Below are 16,492 nucleotides of genomic sequence, written 5' to 3' on the forward strand. Positions count from 1 at the left end.
TCCGACAGCACACAGGAGGCACCCGAGTTGATCTACGGCGCAATGAAGTTCTCCATCGGCGGGTCACTGAAACTCGCCTTCAGGCCCTGGGTGGAGGGCCTCGAGAACATTCCCGCGGAGGGGCCGGCGATCCTCGCGAGCAACCATCTCTCCTTCTCCGACTCCTTCTTCCTGCCGGCCGTACTCGACCGCAAGGTCACCTTCATCGCGAAGTCCGAGTACTTCACCTCGCCCGGAGTGAAGGGCAAGCTCACCGCCGCCTTCTTCAAGGGCGTCGGACAGCTGCCGGTGGACCGCTCCGGCGTGCGGGGCGCGGGCGAGGCGGCGATCCAGAGCGGGATAAAGGTCCTGGAGAACGGCGAACTCTTCGGTATCTACCCGGAGGGCACCCGCTCGCCCGACGGCCGGCTCTACCGGGGCAAGCCCGGCGGCCTGGCCCGGGTGGCGCTCGGTTCCGGGGCGCCGGTCATCCCCGTCGCCATGATCGACACCGAGAAGATCCAGCCGCCCGGCAAGGTGGTCCCCAAGCTGATGCGCCCGGGGATCAGGATCGGCAAGCCGCTGGACTTCAGCCGCTACCACGGCATGGAGGGCGACCGCTTCATCCTGCGGTCGATCACCGACGAGGTCATGTACGAGATCATGAAGCTCAGCGGCCAGGAGTACGTCGACGTCTACGCGACGGCGGCGAAGCGGCAGTTGGCGGACGAGGCCAAGGCGGCGAGCGCCAAGGCGCAGGGGACGAAGCAGGCGGGCGCGAAGGACGACTGAGGGCCCGTGGGGCGGCCTTCGGCCCGGAGGGGCTCCGAGCTGGAGGGGCGAGAAACAAGGGGGGCACATGGCGAAGCGCGAGCGCGTCGTGCGGATGTCGGTCGAGCAGCCGCTGTGGCGCGCGCTGACCGGGTTCCGCGTACTGGCGATGGTCTACGCGGTGCTGCTTTTCGTCTTCGGGCGCGACCGCTTCGAACGCCCTTGGGTGGCCATCGCGTTCCTCGCCTTCCTGGCTCTCTGGACGTTCGCCACCCTGCCCAAGGTGGCGAACGCGGTCAGCTGCACCAAGCGCTTCCTGATCGCCGATCTCACCGTCGCGATCACCGGCATCCTGCTGACCCCGCTGGCCGACTTCGACGCCCGGAGCGTGGACGGCACCACCCTGCCGTCGATATGGACCGCGGGCTCGGTCCTCGCCTTCGCCATCAAGGGCGGCTGGCGCTGGGCCGGTTTCGCCTCGTCCCTCGTGGCGGCCGCCAATCTCATCGAGCGCGGCCACCCCAGCAGGGACACCATCCACAACGTCGTCCTGGTGTGGGTCTCCTCCATCGCCATCGGCTACGTCGTCCAGGTCGCCCGCGCCTCCGAGCGCACCCTCGCCCGCGCCCTGGAGATCGAGGCGGCGACGCGGGAACGGGAGCGGCTGGCCCGGGACATCCACGACAGCGTGCTCCAGGTGCTGGCGATGGTGCAGCGGCGCGGTACCGCCATGGGCGGTGAGGCCGCCGAACTGGGCCGGATGGCGGGGGAGCAGGAGATCGCCCTGCGCAGCCTGGTCTCCAGCGGACTGGTGCCGGCCACCCGGGTCTCGGAGGACGCCGCCGAGGGCGCCGTCGTCCGGAGCGTCGACGCGGACGACGCGACGGGCGAGGACCCGGACGGCGCCGCCGGCACCGGCCCGTGCGATCTGCGCACGCTGCTCGCGCCGTACAGCACCTCGAAGGTCACCTTCGCGGAGCCCGGCGCTCCGGTGCTGCTGGCGCCGGGCGCGGCCCGTGAGCTGGCGGCGGCCGTCAGCGCCGCCCTGGACAATGTCACCCGGCACGCGGGCGCCGACGCGCGCGCGTGGATCCTGGTCGAGGACTGGGCGGACGAGGTGACCGTGACCGTACGGGACGATGGTCCCGGCATCCCGGAGGGCAGGCTCGCGCAGGCCGAGGGGGAGGGCCGGCTCGGGGTGGCCCTCTCGATCAGGGGGCGGCTGCGGGACCTCGGCGGCACCGCCGAGCTGATCTCGGTGCCGGGCCAGGGCACGGAAGTAGAGCTGAGAGTTCCACGGGGACGGGGAAGAGCGGACCGATGAGCGAGCGGGACATGAGCGGACCGGACGGACCGGACGCAGGGCGGCCGGGTACGGACACGGACGGCCCGATCAGGGTGATGGTGGTCGACGACCACCCGATGTGGCGCGACGCGGTCGCCCGGGACCTGGACGCGGCGGGCTTCGAGGTCGTCGCCACGGCGGGCGACGGCCCGCAGGCCGTGCGCCGGGCGCTGGCCACCACCCCGCGGGTGCTCGTCCTCGATCTCAACCTGCCCGGCATGCCCGGTGTGCAGGTCTGCAAGGAACTGGTCGGCTCCCATCCGGGGCTGCGCGTCCTGGTGCTCTCGGCCAGCGGGGAGCACGCCGATGTCCTCGAAGCGGTCAAGTCGGGGGCGACGGGCTATCTGCTCAAGTCGGCCAGTACGCAGGAGCTGACGGACGCCGTGCGCCGCACCGCCGCCGGTGACCCCGTCTTCACCCCCGGGCTCGCCGGGCTGGTCCTCGGGGAGTACCGCCGGCTCGCCTCCGAGCCCGCGCCCGCCGCGTCCGACGAGCCCAAGGCCCCGGAGCTGACCGACCGGGAGACCGAGGTGCTGCGGCTGGTCGCCAAGGGGCTCTCGTACAAGCAGATCGCCGAGCGGCTGGTCATCTCGCACCGCACCGTGCAGAACCATGTGCAGAACACCCTCGGCAAGCTCCAGCTGCACAACCGCGTCGAGCTGGTGCGGTACGCGATCGAGCGGGGACTGGACGACATCTGAGCCGGTAGCCGGTGGCCGGTTCCGGGGGCGGCCGTCTTCCGTACGGTGGGGCCGCCCCCCCGGCCCGTGCTCAGCCGAGGGTCCGCGCCTCCCGCCCGGCCCCGTCCGCGACGCGTCCGGCGCCGATGCCCGTCAGCAGCTCCGTCACGATCCCCGGGCCGTCGAGCGTCAGGACGGACTCCGGGTGGAACTGCACCGAGGCGAACCCGGGGCCCCGCAGCGCGTGCACCTCCCCGCCGGACCCGTCCCGGCTCACCTCCACGCCGTGCGCCGCCAGTTCAGCCGCCGTCGCGTCGTCGCAGCGCGCGGTGAAGCTGTTGTAGAAGCCGACGGTCCGCGCGCGGCCGAAGAGGTCGATCCGGCTCTGCGTGCCCTGGTACGGCACCCTCTTGCGCACGGTGTCGAGCCCCAGCTCCGCCGCGATCAGCTCATGGCCGAGACAGACACCCAGCACACCGCCCCGGCGCGGCCCGGCCGCCCCCTTGATCAGCTCGGCCGTGAGCCCGCGCAGCAGGCGGATCCTCGGGTCGGCCCCGTCGGCCGGGTCGCCGGGGCCGGGGCCGAGCACCACCGGGCCCTCGTGCGCGAGCGCGGCCCGCCGCAGCCCCGGCTCGTCGTACCGCCGCACCGTCACCTCCAGCCCCGAGGACCGCAGCAGATACGCGAGCATCGCGGTGAAGGTGTCCTCGCCGTCGATGACGAGGGCGTGCCCGGCCAGCAGCGCCGGCCCGGTGCGCATCCGCAGCCAGAACGGCGCGAGATCCGCCCGCCGGGCGTCCAGCGCCGCCCGCACCCGGGGATCGTCCGCGAGGCCGGGCCCGCCCGGTGCCACGCGGGGCCCGGCCGGTCCGGCGCCGAGGGCCGCCAGCACGCCGGCCGCCTTGGCATGCGTCTCAGCGACCTCGCTCTCCGGGCGCGAGTCACGGACGAGCGTCGCGCCGACCGGCACCCGCAGCGCGCCCCCGGCGTCGATGTCCGCCGTACGGATCAGGATGGGCGAGTCGAGCGTCTGCGCCCCTCCGGCGTCCCGTCCGATGAGCGCGAGAGCGCCCCCGTAGTAGCCGCGCCCGCCCGCCTCGTGCCGTTCGATGACCCGGCACGCGTTCTGCACCGGCGAGCCGGTGACCGTCGCCGCGAACATCGTCTCCTTCAGCACCTCGCGCACATCGAGCGAGGACCGGCCGCGCAACTCGTACTCCGTATGGGCGAGATGGGCCATCTCCTTGAGCCGGGGGCCGATCACCACCCCGCCCCGGTCGCCGACGGTGCACATCATCTTCAGCTCCTCGTCCACCACCATGGACAGCTCGTCGGTCTCCTTGCGGTCGCCGAGGAACTCCAGCAGCCCCGCCCGGTCCGGGCCGCCGGGCGGATAGCGGAAGGTGCCGCTGATCGGGTTCATCACGACGGTCCCGCCGCTCATCCGCACATGCGCCTCGGGGCTCGCGCCGACCAGGGTCCGCCCGCCGGTGTGCACGAGGAACGTCCAGTACGCGCCCCGCTCGCCCGCGAGCAGCCGCCGGAAGAGCGCGAGGGCGTCCGCCCGGCCGAAGCCCGGGACGCGCCCCTCGAAGGTCCGCCGCACCACGAAGTTGGCGCCCTCGCCCCGGCCGATCTCCTCCTCGACGACCCGCCGCACGATCCGCGCGTACCGCTCGTCGTCGATGTCGAAGGCGCCGTCCTCGACCCGTACGTCATGGGCCGGCAGCAGGTCCATGAGCGCGTCGAGCGGCAGCTCGTACGTCTCGTCCGCGACCAGCACGGCCAGCGGCGTCCCGTCGTCCCGTACGTCGAAGCCGCGCTCCCTGATCTGCCGGAACGGCACCAGGGCGAGCGACGTCCCGGCAGAGCCGTCCGGGAGGTCGGCCAGCCGGTCCACCTCGCGCACGGAGCCGATCAGCAGCTCCACGACGCCGTGGTCGCGGCCGGGGGTGCGGCGGCGCAGCAGCGCGAAGGGCGGGCAGCCGGGGGAGCGGAGCCGGTCGACGAGACGGGCGGGAGAGGCGAGGTGGTGCATGGGCGGTGTTCCTTCCGGGGAAGAGGAACGGCCCGCCTTCCCCGGCCGGCGTCCGGCCCCGGAAAACACTGAAGGCCGCCCCTCGGGCGGCCTTCGCGATTCGTGACGCGCGATGAATCAGTGGGCCGCCGGACGAGCGGGCCACCACCAGGTCTGATTCGAAAGCGCGAACATGAGCGGCACCCTAGCACCTGTCCTCACGCATCAGGACCGGCCGCGTTCCACACTGTGAGCGTCGCGAATGCCCGCGCCGCCGACCACGTAATCTGGTGCGCGTGACAGTGAACGCTGAGAAGCCCACGACCGATGTGCCGTCCTGGCAGGAACTGCCCGCTGCCCAGCAGCCGGAGTATCCGGACCGGGCGGCCCTGCGCGAGGTCGTCGCCGAGCTGGAGAGCTATCCTCCGCTGGTCTTCGCGGGCGAGTGCGACCAGCTGCGGGCCCGGATGGGCGCGGTCGCCAAGGGCGAGGCGTTCCTGCTCCAGGGCGGCGACTGCGCCGAAGCGTTCGACGCCGTCTCCGCCGACCACATCAGGAACAAGCTCAAGACGCTGCTCCAGATGGGCGCCGTCCTCACCTACGCGGCGTCCGTGCCGGTGGTGAAGGTCGGCCGGATCGCCGGTCAGTACTCGAAGCCCCGCTCGAAGGGGACCGAGACCCGCGACGGCGTCACGCTGCCCACCTACCGGGGCGACTCGGTCAACGGCTTCGCGTTCAACGAGAAGGACCGGATCCCCGACCCCGAGCGGCTCAAGCGGATGTACCACGCGTCCGCAGCGACCCTCAACCTCGTCCGCGCCTTCACCACCGGCGGCTACGCCGACCTGCGCCAGGTGCACGCCTGGAACCAGGACTTCGTGAAGTCGTCCCCCTCGGGCCAGCGCTACGAGCAGCTCGCCCGTGAGATCGACAACGCGCTGAACTTCATGAAGGCGGCGGGCACCGACCCGGCCGAGTTCCGCACCGTCGAGTTCTTCTCGTCGCACGAGGCGCTCCTGCTGGACTACGAGTCGGCGCTGACCCGCGTCGACTCCCGTACGGGCCGGCTGTACGACGTGTCGGGCCACATGCTCTGGATCGGTGAGCGCACCCGCCAGCTGGACGGCGCGCACATCGAGTTCGCCTCCAAGGTCAGCAACCCGATCGGGATCAAGCTCGGCCCGACGACGACGGTGGACGACGCGCTCACCTACATCGACCGGCTCGACCCGGACCGCGAGCCCGGCCGGCTGACCTTCATCGTCCGGATGGGCGCCGACAAGGTCAGGGACAAGCTCCCCGAGCTGGTCGACAAGGTCACGGCCTCCGGCGCCACGGTGGCCTGGGTGACCGACCCGATGCACGGCAACACCTTCGAGGCGGCCTCCGGCCACAAGACGCGCCGCTTCGACGACGTGCTCGACGAGGTCAAGGGCTTCTTCGAGGTCCACAAGGGCCTCGGGACCCACCCCGGCGGCATCCACGTCGAGCTGACCGGCGACGACGTCACCGAGTGCGTGGGCGGCGGCGACGAGATCTTCGTGGACGATCTGCACCAGCGCTACGAGACGGCCTGCGACCCGCGCCTCAACCGCAGCCAGTCGCTCGACCTGGCCTTCCTGGTCGCCGAGATGTACCGCGACCAGTAGGAAGCGGCCGGAGTCAGGCGTAGTACGGCAGGAGGAAGCGCCCGTAGTCAGGCGTAGTACGGCAGTGGGGTACGGATCGATGTGATCCGTACCCCACTGGTGTTTCCGGGACTTTTCCGTGCGCCCGGTGGCGGGTAAGGTTAGGTTAGCCTCACCGAAAGGGTTCGGGGTGGCCAGCCCGAAGACCCGACCAACGACCCCGCAGGGAGGTGAACCGCGTGTACGTCTGCTCGTGCTTCGGCATCACCGAGACACAGGTCAGGGAACACGCGGCGGCCGGAGCGTGCACGCCCCGGCAGATCGCCTCGGCCAGCAAGGCCGGCACCGACTGCGGCTCGTGCGTACGCCGTATCCAGTCGCTCCTGGGGCGCGGCGGCTGCCCGCGCCGTGAGCTGCTCGACCAGGGCTCGCCCTCGGCGCTGTCCGAGGTGCTCTCCGAGGCCCCGGACACGGCGCCCGCGGCCTTCCCCGAAGCGGCCTAGTCTCCGGCTCCCGCTCCCGGGGCCCGGCTCAGCTGTCGGGCTGCTCGATCAGCTGCGCGATGTACAGCGCCTCACCGAGCTTCTCGATCAGTTCCAGCTGGGTGTCCAGATAGTCGATGTGGTGCTCCTCGTCCTCCAGGATCGATTCGAAGATCCCCTTGGACGTGTGATCCCCCTTGCCGCGCATGACGTCGATTCCGCGCTTCAGCCGGTCGATCGCCTCCACCTCGACCTGCCGGTCGGCCTGGAACATCTCGGTGACGGTCTGCCCGACCCGTACGTGGAACAGCCGCTGATAGTTGGGCAGTCCGTCCAGGAAGAGAATCCGGTCGGTGAGCAGCTCGGCGTGCTTCATCTCGTCGAATGATTCGGCGCGGGTGTACTTCGCGAGCTTGGTCCAGCCGAAGTTCTCCTGCATCTTCGCGTGCAGAAAGTACTGGTTGATCGCGGTCAGTTCGGCAGTCAGCTGCTCATTGAGGAATTCAAGGACCTCGGGGTCGCCCTGCATCGCAGAGACTCCTTTCGGGCAGGTGGCGGAGTGGGAATGCGCGCATCTTTGCACCGTCGCCGACGGGCCGTCCAGTAAGTGCATGCTTAGTATGAGTTGCCCGTATCGTTCCTTGCCTGGTCATGACCACCCCCGCCGGTCTGTCACCATGGAAGACATGGGTCAGCCGGAGAGCCGGGAACGTCGAGAGCCGGGAGCGTCCGAGCTACCACCGGGGCAGCGATTGCAGCGCGGCTGGCCGGTGACGCATTACGGTCCCGTGCCGAAGTTCCGGCCGGAACGCTGGGAGTTCCGGGTCTTCGGGGCCACTGCCGACGGCGAGAAACACTGCTGGAATCACGAGGAATTCTCGGCGCTGCCCTTCTCCACGGTTGTCGCGGATCTCCACTGCGTCACGAAGTTCAGCATGCTGGGGGCCGAATGGGGCGGCGTTCCCGCACGTACGATCGCGGAACTCGCGCCGCCCGCCCCCGGAGTCACCCATGTGATGGTCTGGGCCGAATACGGCTTCAGCGCGAATCTGCGGCTCGCCGACTTCGTCTCCGACCGTACGGTCTTCGCCACCCACAAGGACGGGGAACTGCTCACCGCGGAACACGGATTCCCGGTCCGGCTCGTCGTGCCGGGGCTGTACGCGTGGAAGGGTCCCAAATGGGTCCGGGGCGTGGAATACATGACGGCCGACCGGCGCGGTTTCTGGGAGGAGCGCGGCTACCACAACGTGGGTGACCCGTGGGCCGAGCAGCGCTATTCGTACCAGGAGGCGCCCGGCGACGGTCCGGAGCTCTGAGGGCGCCCCTGCCGGAGCATCGCGGCGCCCGCGCGCCCGTTCGGTGGATCAGCCGTCGCGCAGCGTCTTCAGCCGCTCCACGTCGGCCACGTGCCCTTCCTTGCCGCCCGGCGTCTCGATCACCAGGGGGACGCCCTCGGTCGCCGGATGCGAGAACAGCTCGCGGAACGGGTCCTCCCCGATCCGGCCCGCCCCGATGTTCTCGTGGCGGTCCTTGTGCGCGCCCGCCACGTCCTTGGAGTCATTGGCGTGGATCAGCTTGAGCCGCCCCTCGCCGACCGTCTCCACCAGCAGGTCCAGCGTCTGCCGCATCCCGTGCGGCCCGGTCAGATCGTGCCCGGCGGCGAAGATGTGGCAGGTGTCCAGGCAGATGCCCAGCTTGGGATGGGAGTCGAGCGCCTCGAAGTACGGGCCGAAGTCCCAGGTCCTGGAGCAGAGCGAGGAGCCCTGGCCCGCGGTCGACTCCAGCAGCAGGAACGGGTCGTCGTCGTGGGTCAGTTCGTCCAGGAGCGGCAGCATCCGCTCCCGCACCTGCGCGAGGGCCACCTCACGGGGCCGTCCGCCCGTCGCCGAGCCGGTGTGCACCACCACGCCCAGCGCGCCGATCTCCCGGCCCCTGCGCAGGCTGTGGCGCAGCGACTCCACGGACTTCTCGGCGGTCGCCTCGGTGTGCGAGCCGAAGTTGATCAGATACGGGGCGTGCACGTACGCCGGGATCCGCCCCTGCGCGCACCCGGCGCGGAACAGCTCGTCCTGCGCCGGATTCCCGGCGGGCGTCGCCCAGCCGCGCGGATTGGCGACGAACACCTGGACGGCCTCGGCCGCCAGCTCGCTCGCGTAGCCCAGACCGACGGTCGCCAGTCCCCCGGCCACGGGGACATGGCCGCCGACGGGGTTGCGCATCGCTCTACAGTCCCTTGGTCGTGATGGTGATGGTGCTGCCCTCGGGGGCCTCGTCGCCGCCCGCCACGGACTGCTTGCCCACCGTGTCGCCCAGGAAGGGGAAGCTGCGCTCCTCCTCGACCTGGAACCCCGCTGCCTCCAGCGTCTTCCTGGCGTCGTCCGTCTTCTGCCCGGTGACATCGGGCACGGAGATCATGCGCGGGCCCTTGGAGACCGTCAGCGTCACCGTGTCGCCCTTGGCCAGCCGGGACCCCTGGGCCGCCGACTGCTTGGCCACGGAGCCCTCGGGCACCGTCGAGTTCACCCGCCCGTCGGCGACCTTGACCGTGAGCCCCGCGTCCTCCAGCTCGGCGGTGGCGCTGTCCAGCGACTTGCCGCTGACATCGGGGACGTCGATCGCGGCGCCCTTGCTCACCAGCAGCGCCACCCCGGTGTCCGGCCGCACGTCCGTCCCGGAGCCGGGCTTCGAGCTGATCACGGCGCCCTGGTCGATGTCGTCGCTGAACTCCTTGGTGACCGCTCCTGCGGCCAGCCCCGCCTTCTTCAGCGCGGCGCGCGCCTCGGCGAGCGGCCGGCCCTCCAGGTCGGGGACCTGGACGACCTTCGGACCGCGCGAGACGACCAGCGTCACCGGGCCGCTGCCCCGGACCCGCGAGCGCGGCTCGGGGTCGGTGCGCATCACCGTGCCGCGCTCGAACGCGTCGCTGAAGTCCTTCGTGACCTTCGCGTCGAGCCCGTCGTCAGCGAGCCGCTTCCTGGCCGTCTGCTCGCTCTGGCCGAGCAGCGAGGGGACGCGGGTGAACTGACCCGAGTTGATGTACCAGACCCCCGTGCCGACGCCGAGCGCCAGCAGCACCCCGAGGACCACCGCGACGATCCCCCGCCGCTCCATCGCCGGGCCCCGGCGCGGCCGCCGTGACCGGTCGGGCGGGACGGCGCCCGCAGGCGCCATCTCCAGTCGGCTCGTCCGGTTCACCGGGTGGTCCCCGGTGGACAGGGCGCGCGGGATCACCGTCGTACGGTTCTCCGCGCCGGCGCCCGACTCGGGCTCCGGCTTCGCCTTCGGCGGTACGGCGTCGAGCTGCGCGTCGGTGAGCGCGGCGCGCGCCGCGCGCGCCCTGGCGAGCAGCGCCACCGCGTCGCCGGGGCGCCCCTCGGGGTCGCGCGCGGTGGCCGCGGCGACCAGCTCGTCCAGCTCGGGCGCGAGCCCGGGGACGGCGGCCGAGGGCGCGGGCACGTCCTCGTTCAGATGCAGATAGAGCACCTGAGCGGGGGTGTCGCCGCCGTGCGGCTTGGCGCCGGTCAGCATTTCGTGCAAAACGACTCCGCAGGCGTACACATCGACCCGGGTGTCCGACGTGCCGTGCTCGATCTGCTCGGGCGCGAGATACGAGACCGTCCCCAGGACCGTCCCCGTCGTGTTGGTGACATCGCCCACGGCGCGCACCAGACCGAAGTCGGCGACCTTGACCCGGCCGTCGTCCCCTATCAGCACGTTCTCCGGCTTCATGTCGCGGTGGACGAAGCCCGCCCGGTGCGCGGCCCCGAGCGCGGCCAGGACCGGCTCCAGGATGTCCAGCGCGGCCCGGGGCTGGAGCGCGCCGCGCTCCCGCAGCACGTCGCGCAGCGTGCACCCCGCGACGTACTCCATCGCCAGATAGACGTACGCCCCCTGGGCGCCCTGGTCGAAGACCCCGACGATATTGGGGTGCGACAGCCGCGCGACCGCCTTTGCCTCGCGGATGAACCGCTCCACGAAGGTGGCGTCGGTGGCGAGCGCCGGGTGCATCACCTTGAGGGCGAGCACCCGGTCGAGCCGGGTGTCGACGGCCCGGTAGACCGTGGCCATGCCGCCGACGGCGATGCGCGCGTCGACGCGATAGCGGCCGTCGAGCAGCTGCCCGACGATGGGGTCCTGAAGGGTCGTATCCACGCTGTTGAGTCTACGAGCCACGACCGACACCCGGGCTGACCGGCCCAGGTACTGAAGCGGACCTGTGACGCTCCGGTGTCTTTGGGCCGTTCACGAGAAGGCCGGGCGCTCCGGATCCAGGTCAGCCACCCCCGCCGCCGGGGACGACGCCGTCGCGAAGTGGCGGCGCGGAATCCGGCCCGCGCGGTACGCGAGGCGGCCCGCCGCGACCGCGTGGCGCATCGCCTCCGCCATCAGGACCGGCTCCCGCGCGCGGGTCACGGCCGAGGCGAGCATCACCGCTGCGCAGCCCAGTTCCATCGCGAGGGCCGCGTCCGAAGCGGTGCCCGCGCCCGCGTCCAGAATCACCGGCACGCGCGCGTGCTCCACGATCAGCTGGAAGTTGTGCGGGTTGCGGATACCGAGACCGGAGCCGATCGGTGAGCCCAGCGGCATGATCGCGGCGCAGCCCGCCTCCTCCAGCCTGCGGGCGAGCACCGGGTCGTCATTGGTGTACGGCAGGACGGTGAAGCCGTCGTCCACCAGGGTCTCCGCCGCGTCCAGCAGCTCGACGGGGTCGGGCAGCAGGGTGCGCTCGTCCGCGACGACCTCCAGCTTCACCCAGTCCGTACCGAGCGCCTCACGGGCCAGCCGGGCGGTGAGGACCGCCTCCCCGGCGGTGAAGCAGCCGGCGGTGTTGGGCAGCGCGCGGATGCCCAGCGAGCCCAGGACGGAGAGCACGGAGCCCTGGACGGCCGGGTCGAGGCGGCGCATCGCGACGGTGGTGAGTTCGGTCCCGGACGCGGTCAGGGACCGTTCCAGCACATCGAGGCTGGGCGCACCGCCGGTGCCCATGATCAGCCGGGAGGCGAAGGTGGTGTCACCGATGATCAGCGGATCGTCGTTGACGAGCGGGGTATCGGCCATGCCGGTCAGCCTCCCTGGACGGCGGTGAGGATTTCGACCCGGTCGCCCTCCCGGAGGGAGGTGGCGGACCACCGGGTGCGCGGTACGACCGTCTCGTTGACGGCGGCGGCGACCCCCGAGGGGGCCCGGGTGAGGGCGGCGACGACGGTGTCGAGGGCGGCCGGGGCGGCGAACTCGCGCGGCTCGCCGTTCACCAGGACGCGCACGCGGGCGGGCGCGGCGGCCTGCGCCGGGGGAGGTGTGCGGGGCCGGTCGGTCATGCGGTGCGCTCCAGACGTACGGGCGGAAGCGGGCGGCGGGGCGTCGGGCCGAAGCGCAGCGGCGTGAAGGCCCGCGCGAAGTCCGGCAGCGCGCCGGTCGTCAGCACGTCGGCCAGCACCTCGCCGGTCACGGGCGTCAGCAGCACCCCGTTGCGGTGGTGGCCGGTGGCCAGGATCAGCCCCGGCAGCGCGGTGGGCCCCAGCAGCGGCGCGTTGTCCGGCGAGCCGGGGCGCAGCCCGGCGCGGGTCTCGGTGAGCGGCAGCTCGGTGATGCCGGGGACCAGTTCGTGCGCGTCGCGCAGCAGCTCGTACACCCCGCCCGCCGTGACGGTGGTGTCCCAGCCGAGTTCCTCGCTGGTGGCGCCGACGACCAGCTCGCCGTTCTCGCGCGGCACCAGATAGACCTGGCCGCCGCGCACCACGGCCCGCACGGTCCGGCTCAGGAACGGCGCGTACGGGCGTGGCACGGTCAGCCGCAGGACCTGGCCCTTGACGGGCCGTACGGGCGGGCGCACCTCGTCCGGTACGCCGTCGAGCACGCCGCTGAGGCTGCCGGCGGCCAGCACCACCTGGTCGGCGTCGAGCGCGCGCCCGTCGGACAGGACGGCGCCGGTGGCCCGGTCGCGTACGACGGTGAGCCGGGCGGCCCGGGAACGGTGCAGGACGACCCCGGCGCGCTCGCAGGCCGTCAGCAGGGCGCCCGCCAGCCGCCGGGGGTCGATCTGGTGGTCCCCGGCCACCCGCAGGCCCCCGCGCACACCGGGCGCGAGCATCGGTTCGAGACGGCGGCACTCGCGCCCGGTCAGCCACTCGGAGGTCAGCCCCGAGCGCTGCTGGAGCGCGTGCAGTTCGCGCAGCTCGGCGCGGTCGTCGGTGTCCAGGGCGACGGCGAGCGTGCCGCACGCGCGGTAGCCGGTGTCCTGCCCGCTCGCGGCCTCCAGTTCGGCGACGAAGGCCGGATAGCGCTCGGCGGAGGCCAGGTTGAGCCCGAGCAGGGTCTGCTCGCCGTGGTGGAGTTCGGTGACGGCGGCCAGCATGCCCGCGGCGACCCGCGCGGCCCCGCCGCCCGGGTCGGGGTCGGCGACGGCGGTGCGCAGCCCGCGCAGCGCGGCCCGCCAGGCCGTGACGAGACCGATGATCCCGCCCCCGATGACGAGGACGTCGCTGCCGGTGCGACCGGTACGGGACGACTGCATGGGCATCCAGCCCCTCCCTTCGCCGGCATGACCCGGATCAGGTTCGTACGGTCGGAGGCCGCGTCAGCCTCCCTCTCAGCCCGGTGCGTCCGGACTCCCGCGAGGTAGTGTCGCCTGCCAGACTAACGCCCGGTCCGCCGTGCGGAAACGACCCGATGCACGAGAGGCTTCGCCATGGCACGTTCACTCGACGGACTCGTCCTCTCCCCGGTCGCCGACCAGGCCCCGGGCCAGGTGGGCACGGGGACGCGCTTCGTCTACCACGAGGAGAACGGCCACATCTGGGCCGATTACGCGGGCGGCGACGTGGTGCGCGGCCATCTCGTCGGGACCCGCGAGGGCGACCGGCTGGACTTCCGGTACGTCCAGCTCAAGCGGGACGGCGCGACGTCCTCGGGACACTGCGTCTCCACCGTCTCCGAACGTCCCGACGGGCGGGTGAGCCTGGCGGAGACCTGGGAGTGGGAGTCCCAGGAGGGCAGCGGCACGAGCGTGGTGGAGGAGCTGCCCGCGCCCGTCGGGCGCCCTGCGTAAGGTGACCGGGTGAGCGAGCCGGAGCAGCAGGGACACCAGGAACACCAGGGGCAGCAGGGGCAGGGGCGGCCCGGGGAGCCGGGCGCCGTCGTCGTCGGGGCGGGCATGGCCGGCGTACAGACGGCCGTCGCCCTGCGGGAGAAGGGCTACCGGGGGCCGATCACCCTGATCGGGGCCGAACCGCACCCGCCCTACGACCGGCCTCCGCTCTCCAAGGCGCTGCTGCTCGGCAAGGCCGACAGCTCGGCCTTCGACATCGACTTCGGGGCGCTCTCCGTCGATCTGCGGCTCGGCCTCGACGTGACCGGACTGCGCCCCGCCGACCGCGAACTCGACACGGCGGCGGGCCCCGTCCCGTACGACGTGCTCGTGCTCGCCACCGGCGCGGAGCCGGTCGCCCTGCCCGGCACCGAGGGCGTCGCCGGGGTCCATACCCTGCGGACGCTGGACGACGCCGAGCGGCTGCGCCCCGTCCTCGGCCGGCGGCAGCGGATCGTGGTCGTCGGAGCGGGCTGGATCGGCGCGGAGTTCACCACGGCGGCCCGCGAGGCCGGGTGCGCGGTGACGGTCGTCGAAGCGGCTGACCGGCCGTTGGCGGGCGCGCTGCCCGCCGAGGTCGCGGCCCCGATGACCGGCTGGTACGCGGAGAGCGGCGCCGAACTGCTCACCCACGCGCGCGTGGCCGCCGTCGAGCCGGGCGCGGTGACGCTCGCCGACGGCCGGCGGCTGCCCGCCGACGCGGTGGTCGTGGGTATCGGCGCGCGGCCCGCGACGGGCTGGCTGGCGGGCTCCGGCATCACGCTCGGGCCGGACGGCTCCGTCACGGCGGACGAGCGGCTGCGCACCTCGCTGCCCGGCGTCTACGCCGTCGGTGACTGCGCGTCGTTCCCCTCCGCCCGCTACGGCGAGCGGCTGCTCGTCCACCACTGGGACAACGCGCTCCAGGGGCCGCGTACGGTCGCCGCGCAGGTGGTGGGCGAGAGCGAGCGGGTCTACGACCCGGTGCCGTACTTCTGGTCGGAGCAGTTCGGCCGGTTCGCGCAGTACGCGGGCCACCACGCGGCGGCCGACACCCTGGTGCGGCGCGGCGATCCGGCGGGCGCGGCCTGGTCGGCGGTGTGGCTGCGGGACGGGGTGCTGGTGGCGCTGCTGGCGATCGGCAGACCCCGGGACCTGGCGCAGGGCAGGAAGCTGATCGAGGCGGGCGCGCGGCTCGCGCCCGAGGCGGTGGCGGATCCGTCCGTACCGTTGCGCAAGGCGGTCCGCTGAGCCGCTTCTCCTCGTCCTCTCCGCGTCACGGAGGGACACGGCCGCGACGCGGAGGCGGCACGTTCAGCGGGCCTTGGCTACCGACTGTCAGTCCGGGATGGCACGCTTGTCCTGTGACCGAGATTGACGCAAAGATCGATGCTCTCGTCCCCGCCTGGCTCCACCTGCCCGATATCGCCGAAATGTTCGATGTCGAGGTGACGCGAGTGCGGCAGCTGGTGAAGGAAGGCCAGCTGATCGCCGTACGGCGCGGGGAGAACAGGGCGCTTCAGGTACCCGCCGCCTTCATTGACGGCGGCAAGGTGGTCAAGGGCCTCAGCGGCACCCTGACGCTGCTGAGGGACGACGGCTACAGCGACGAAGAGATGCTCGAGTGGCTCTTCACTCCCGACCCCAGCCTGCCGGGCACACCCGCGCAGGCGCTCAGCGAGAACCGCGGCACGGAGGTGAAGCGCCGGGCCCAGGCGCTCGCCGTCTGACGCCATCACCGTCCGCGGTGCGCGGCGGCGCCGTCCCGGCCCCCGGTGGCCACGGCGCCGCCGCGCACCCGCAGAACCGACAACGGGGGGATTTCTCATGCCCACGGCCGACAGGCCGCCGGTCGACGCCCGGCTCTATCTGTGCACGGACGCCCGAAGGCGCCAGGGCGACCTGCCCGAGTTCCTCGACGCCGTGCTCGCGTCCGGGGTGGACATCGTCCAGCTCCGCGACAAGGGCATGGAGGCGGCCGAGGAGCTGGACCACCTCCAGGTCTTCGCCGACGCCTGCCGCCGGCACGGCCGGCTGCTCGCCGTGAACGACCGGGCCGATGTCGCGCACGCCATCGGCTCCGACGTGCTGCATCTGGGCCAGGGCGACCTGCCCGTCCCCGCGGCCCGCGCGATCCTCGGGAACACCCCGCTGATCGGCCGCTCCACCCATTCCGAGGCCGAGGTGGACGCCGCCGTCGCCGAGCCCGGCGTGGACTACTTCTGCACGGGCCCCTGCTGGCCCACCCCCACCAAGCCCGGCCGGCCCGCCCCCGGCCTCGGTCTGGTGCGGTACACGGCGGCGCTGGCCCCGCCGCGTCCGTGGTTCGCCATCGGCGGGATCGACGCTGCCAACCTCGACGAGGTGCTGGACGCCGGAGCCCGCAGGGTCGTCGTCGTCCGCGCGATCACCGAGGCCGACGACCCGGCCGCCGCGACGGCGGCTCTGGCCCGGCGCGTACGGGAACGCGCCGAGTGAGACTCGTGCCCTCCCGTATCGGAATCGCGTCCTCTCCCGTATC

The 16,492-nt window shown here is 72.5% G+C and carries 17 protein-coding genes and 1 riboswitch; of the genes, 10 read left to right on the forward strand and 7 right to left on the reverse strand.

Going from position 1 to position 16,492, the window contains the following annotated elements; translation table 11 throughout:
• The first annotated feature begins 27 nt into the window (after positions 1-27).
• The 3 genes from OG627_RS26260 to OG627_RS26270 all read left to right on the forward strand — a co-directional run bounded on the left by OG627_RS26260 (position 28) and on the right by OG627_RS26270 (position 2,796).
• Positions 28-771, forward strand: coding sequence for a lysophospholipid acyltransferase family protein (locus OG627_RS26260; protein WP_329069120.1), 744 nt, complete (start codon positions 28-30; stop codon positions 769-771).
• Between the two features lie 67 nt (positions 772-838).
• On the forward strand, positions 839-2,074 hold the full coding sequence (gene macS, locus OG627_RS26265) for a MacS family sensor histidine kinase (protein WP_329069122.1): 1,236 nt from the start codon (positions 839-841) through the stop codon (positions 2,072-2,074).
• 11 nt (positions 2,075-2,085) lie between these two features.
• Entirely contained in the window at positions 2,086-2,796 is a 711-nt protein-coding gene (locus tag OG627_RS26270; RefSeq protein WP_329072993.1) for a response regulator transcription factor, read from the forward strand.
• A 70-nt stretch (positions 2,797-2,866) separates the two neighbouring features.
• On the opposite strand, the gene OG627_RS26275 is transcribed toward OG627_RS26270, so the two are convergent.
• Positions 2,867-4,813: an anthranilate synthase family protein gene (locus OG627_RS26275; protein WP_329069124.1), complete on the reverse strand. Its 1,947-nt coding sequence runs from the start codon at positions 4,811-4,813 to the stop codon at positions 2,867-2,869.
• 269 nt (positions 4,814-5,082) lie between these two features.
• Between OG627_RS26275 and OG627_RS26280 the strand changes: the two genes are divergently transcribed.
• On the forward strand, positions 5,083-6,441 hold the full coding sequence (locus OG627_RS26280; protein ID WP_443073540.1) for a class II 3-deoxy-7-phosphoheptulonate synthase: 1,359 nt from the start codon (positions 5,083-5,085) through the stop codon (positions 6,439-6,441).
• Between the two features lie 209 nt (positions 6,442-6,650).
• The gene (locus OG627_RS26285) at positions 6,651-6,923 is read left to right on the forward strand and encodes a (2Fe-2S)-binding protein (protein WP_329069126.1); all 273 of its coding nucleotides are present in this window, start codon (positions 6,651-6,653) and stop codon (positions 6,921-6,923) included.
• Positions 6,924-6,951: 28 nt separating this feature from the next.
• Here OG627_RS26285 and bfr read toward each other — a convergent pair whose 3' ends face one another.
• On the reverse strand, positions 6,952-7,431 hold the full coding sequence (gene bfr, locus OG627_RS26290) for a bacterioferritin (RefSeq protein WP_329069129.1): 480 nt from the start codon (positions 7,429-7,431) through the stop codon (positions 6,952-6,954).
• Positions 7,432-7,588: 157 nt separating this feature from the next.
• On the opposite strand from bfr, the gene OG627_RS26295 reads away from it, so the two are divergent.
• The gene (locus OG627_RS26295) at positions 7,589-8,221 is read left to right on the forward strand and encodes a sulfite oxidase-like oxidoreductase (RefSeq protein ID WP_329069131.1); all 633 of its coding nucleotides are present in this window, start codon (positions 7,589-7,591) and stop codon (positions 8,219-8,221) included.
• A gap of 48 nt (positions 8,222-8,269) precedes the next feature.
• On the opposite strand, the gene OG627_RS26300 is transcribed toward OG627_RS26295, so the two are convergent.
• The 5 genes from OG627_RS26300 to thiO form a co-directional block, all read right to left on the reverse strand.
• A complete protein-coding gene (locus tag OG627_RS26300) occupies positions 8,270-9,124 on the reverse strand; it encodes a deoxyribonuclease IV (RefSeq protein ID WP_329069132.1) in 855 nt (284 codons plus the stop codon).
• A 4-nt stretch (positions 9,125-9,128) separates the two neighbouring features.
• Complete coding sequence (pknB, locus tag OG627_RS26305) at positions 9,129-11,057, reverse strand: Stk1 family PASTA domain-containing Ser/Thr kinase (protein WP_329069134.1); 1,929 nt, start codon at positions 11,055-11,057, stop codon at positions 9,129-9,131.
• Between the two features lie 90 nt (positions 11,058-11,147).
• The gene (locus OG627_RS26310) at positions 11,148-11,963 is read right to left on the reverse strand and encodes a thiazole synthase (protein WP_329069136.1); all 816 of its coding nucleotides are present in this window, start codon (positions 11,961-11,963) and stop codon (positions 11,148-11,150) included.
• Between the two features lie 5 nt (positions 11,964-11,968).
• The gene (gene thiS / locus OG627_RS26315) at positions 11,969-12,169 is read right to left on the reverse strand and encodes a sulfur carrier protein ThiS (protein WP_329072998.1); all 201 of its coding nucleotides are present in this window, start codon (positions 12,167-12,169) and stop codon (positions 11,969-11,971) included.
• A 50-nt stretch (positions 12,170-12,219) separates the two neighbouring features.
• A complete protein-coding gene (gene thiO, locus OG627_RS26320; protein ID WP_329073000.1) occupies positions 12,220-13,419 on the reverse strand; it encodes a glycine oxidase ThiO in 1,200 nt (399 codons plus the stop codon).
• Positions 13,417-13,530: riboswitch (TPP riboswitch) on the reverse strand. It overlaps the preceding gene by 3 nt.
• Positions 13,531-13,593: 63 nt before the next feature.
• Between thiO and OG627_RS26325 the strand changes: the two genes are divergently transcribed.
• From OG627_RS26325 to thiE, 4 genes are all read left to right on the forward strand, one after another.
• Positions 13,594-13,953 carry a hypothetical protein gene (locus OG627_RS26325; RefSeq protein ID WP_329069138.1) on the forward strand — a complete coding sequence of 120 codons (360 nt, stop codon included), beginning with the start codon at positions 13,594-13,596 and terminating at the stop codon, positions 13,951-13,953.
• 105 nt (positions 13,954-14,058) lie between these two features.
• The gene (locus OG627_RS26330) at positions 14,059-15,222 is read left to right on the forward strand and encodes an NAD(P)/FAD-dependent oxidoreductase (protein WP_329073003.1); all 1,164 of its coding nucleotides are present in this window, start codon (positions 14,059-14,061) and stop codon (positions 15,220-15,222) included.
• 113 nt (positions 15,223-15,335) lie between these two features.
• Positions 15,336-15,701 (forward strand): Rv2175c family DNA-binding protein, encoded by a 366-nt coding sequence (locus OG627_RS26335; protein WP_329069140.1) that lies wholly within the window; start codon positions 15,336-15,338, stop codon positions 15,699-15,701.
• A gap of 97 nt (positions 15,702-15,798) precedes the next feature.
• Positions 15,799-16,449 carry a thiamine phosphate synthase gene (gene thiE / locus OG627_RS26340; protein ID WP_329069142.1) on the forward strand — a complete coding sequence of 217 codons (651 nt, stop codon included), beginning with the start codon at positions 15,799-15,801 and terminating at the stop codon, positions 16,447-16,449.
• The last annotated feature ends 43 nt before the right edge of the window (positions 16,450-16,492 follow it).

Source organism: Streptomyces sp. NBC_01429 (assembly GCF_036231945.1).
Lineage (GTDB): Bacteria > Actinomycetota > Actinomycetes > Streptomycetales > Streptomycetaceae > Streptomyces.

Coding starts and splice junctions, on each gene's coding strand:
- OG627_RS26310 (WP_329069136.1), bottom strand. CDS start 11,963: ATGGCCGATACCCCGCTCGTCAACGACGATCCGCTGATCATCGGTGAC.
- bfr (WP_329069129.1), bottom strand. CDS start 7,431: ATGCAGGGCGACCCCGAGGTCCTTGAATTCCTCAATGAGCAGCTGACT.
- OG627_RS26325 (WP_329069138.1), top strand. CDS start 13,594: ATGGCACGTTCACTCGACGGACTCGTCCTCTCCCCGGTCGCCGACCAG.
- OG627_RS26270 (WP_329072993.1), top strand. CDS start 2,086: ATGAGCGGACCGGACGGACCGGACGCAGGGCGGCCGGGTACGGACACG.
- OG627_RS26300 (WP_329069132.1), bottom strand. CDS start 9,124: ATGCGCAACCCCGTCGGCGGCCATGTCCCCGTGGCCGGGGGACTGGCG.
- OG627_RS26330 (WP_329073003.1), top strand. CDS start 14,059: ATGGCCGGCGTACAGACGGCCGTCGCCCTGCGGGAGAAGGGCTACCGG.
- OG627_RS26275 (WP_329069124.1), bottom strand. CDS start 4,813: ATGCACCACCTCGCCTCTCCCGCCCGTCTCGTCGACCGGCTCCGCTCC.
- macS (WP_329069122.1), top strand. CDS start 839: ATGGCGAAGCGCGAGCGCGTCGTGCGGATGTCGGTCGAGCAGCCGCTG.
- OG627_RS26295 (WP_329069131.1), top strand. CDS start 7,589: ATGGGTCAGCCGGAGAGCCGGGAACGTCGAGAGCCGGGAGCGTCCGAG.
- thiO (WP_329073000.1), bottom strand. CDS start 13,419: ATGCAGTCGTCCCGTACCGGTCGCACCGGCAGCGACGTCCTCGTCATC.
- thiE (WP_329069142.1), top strand. CDS start 15,799: ATGCCCACGGCCGACAGGCCGCCGGTCGACGCCCGGCTCTATCTGTGC.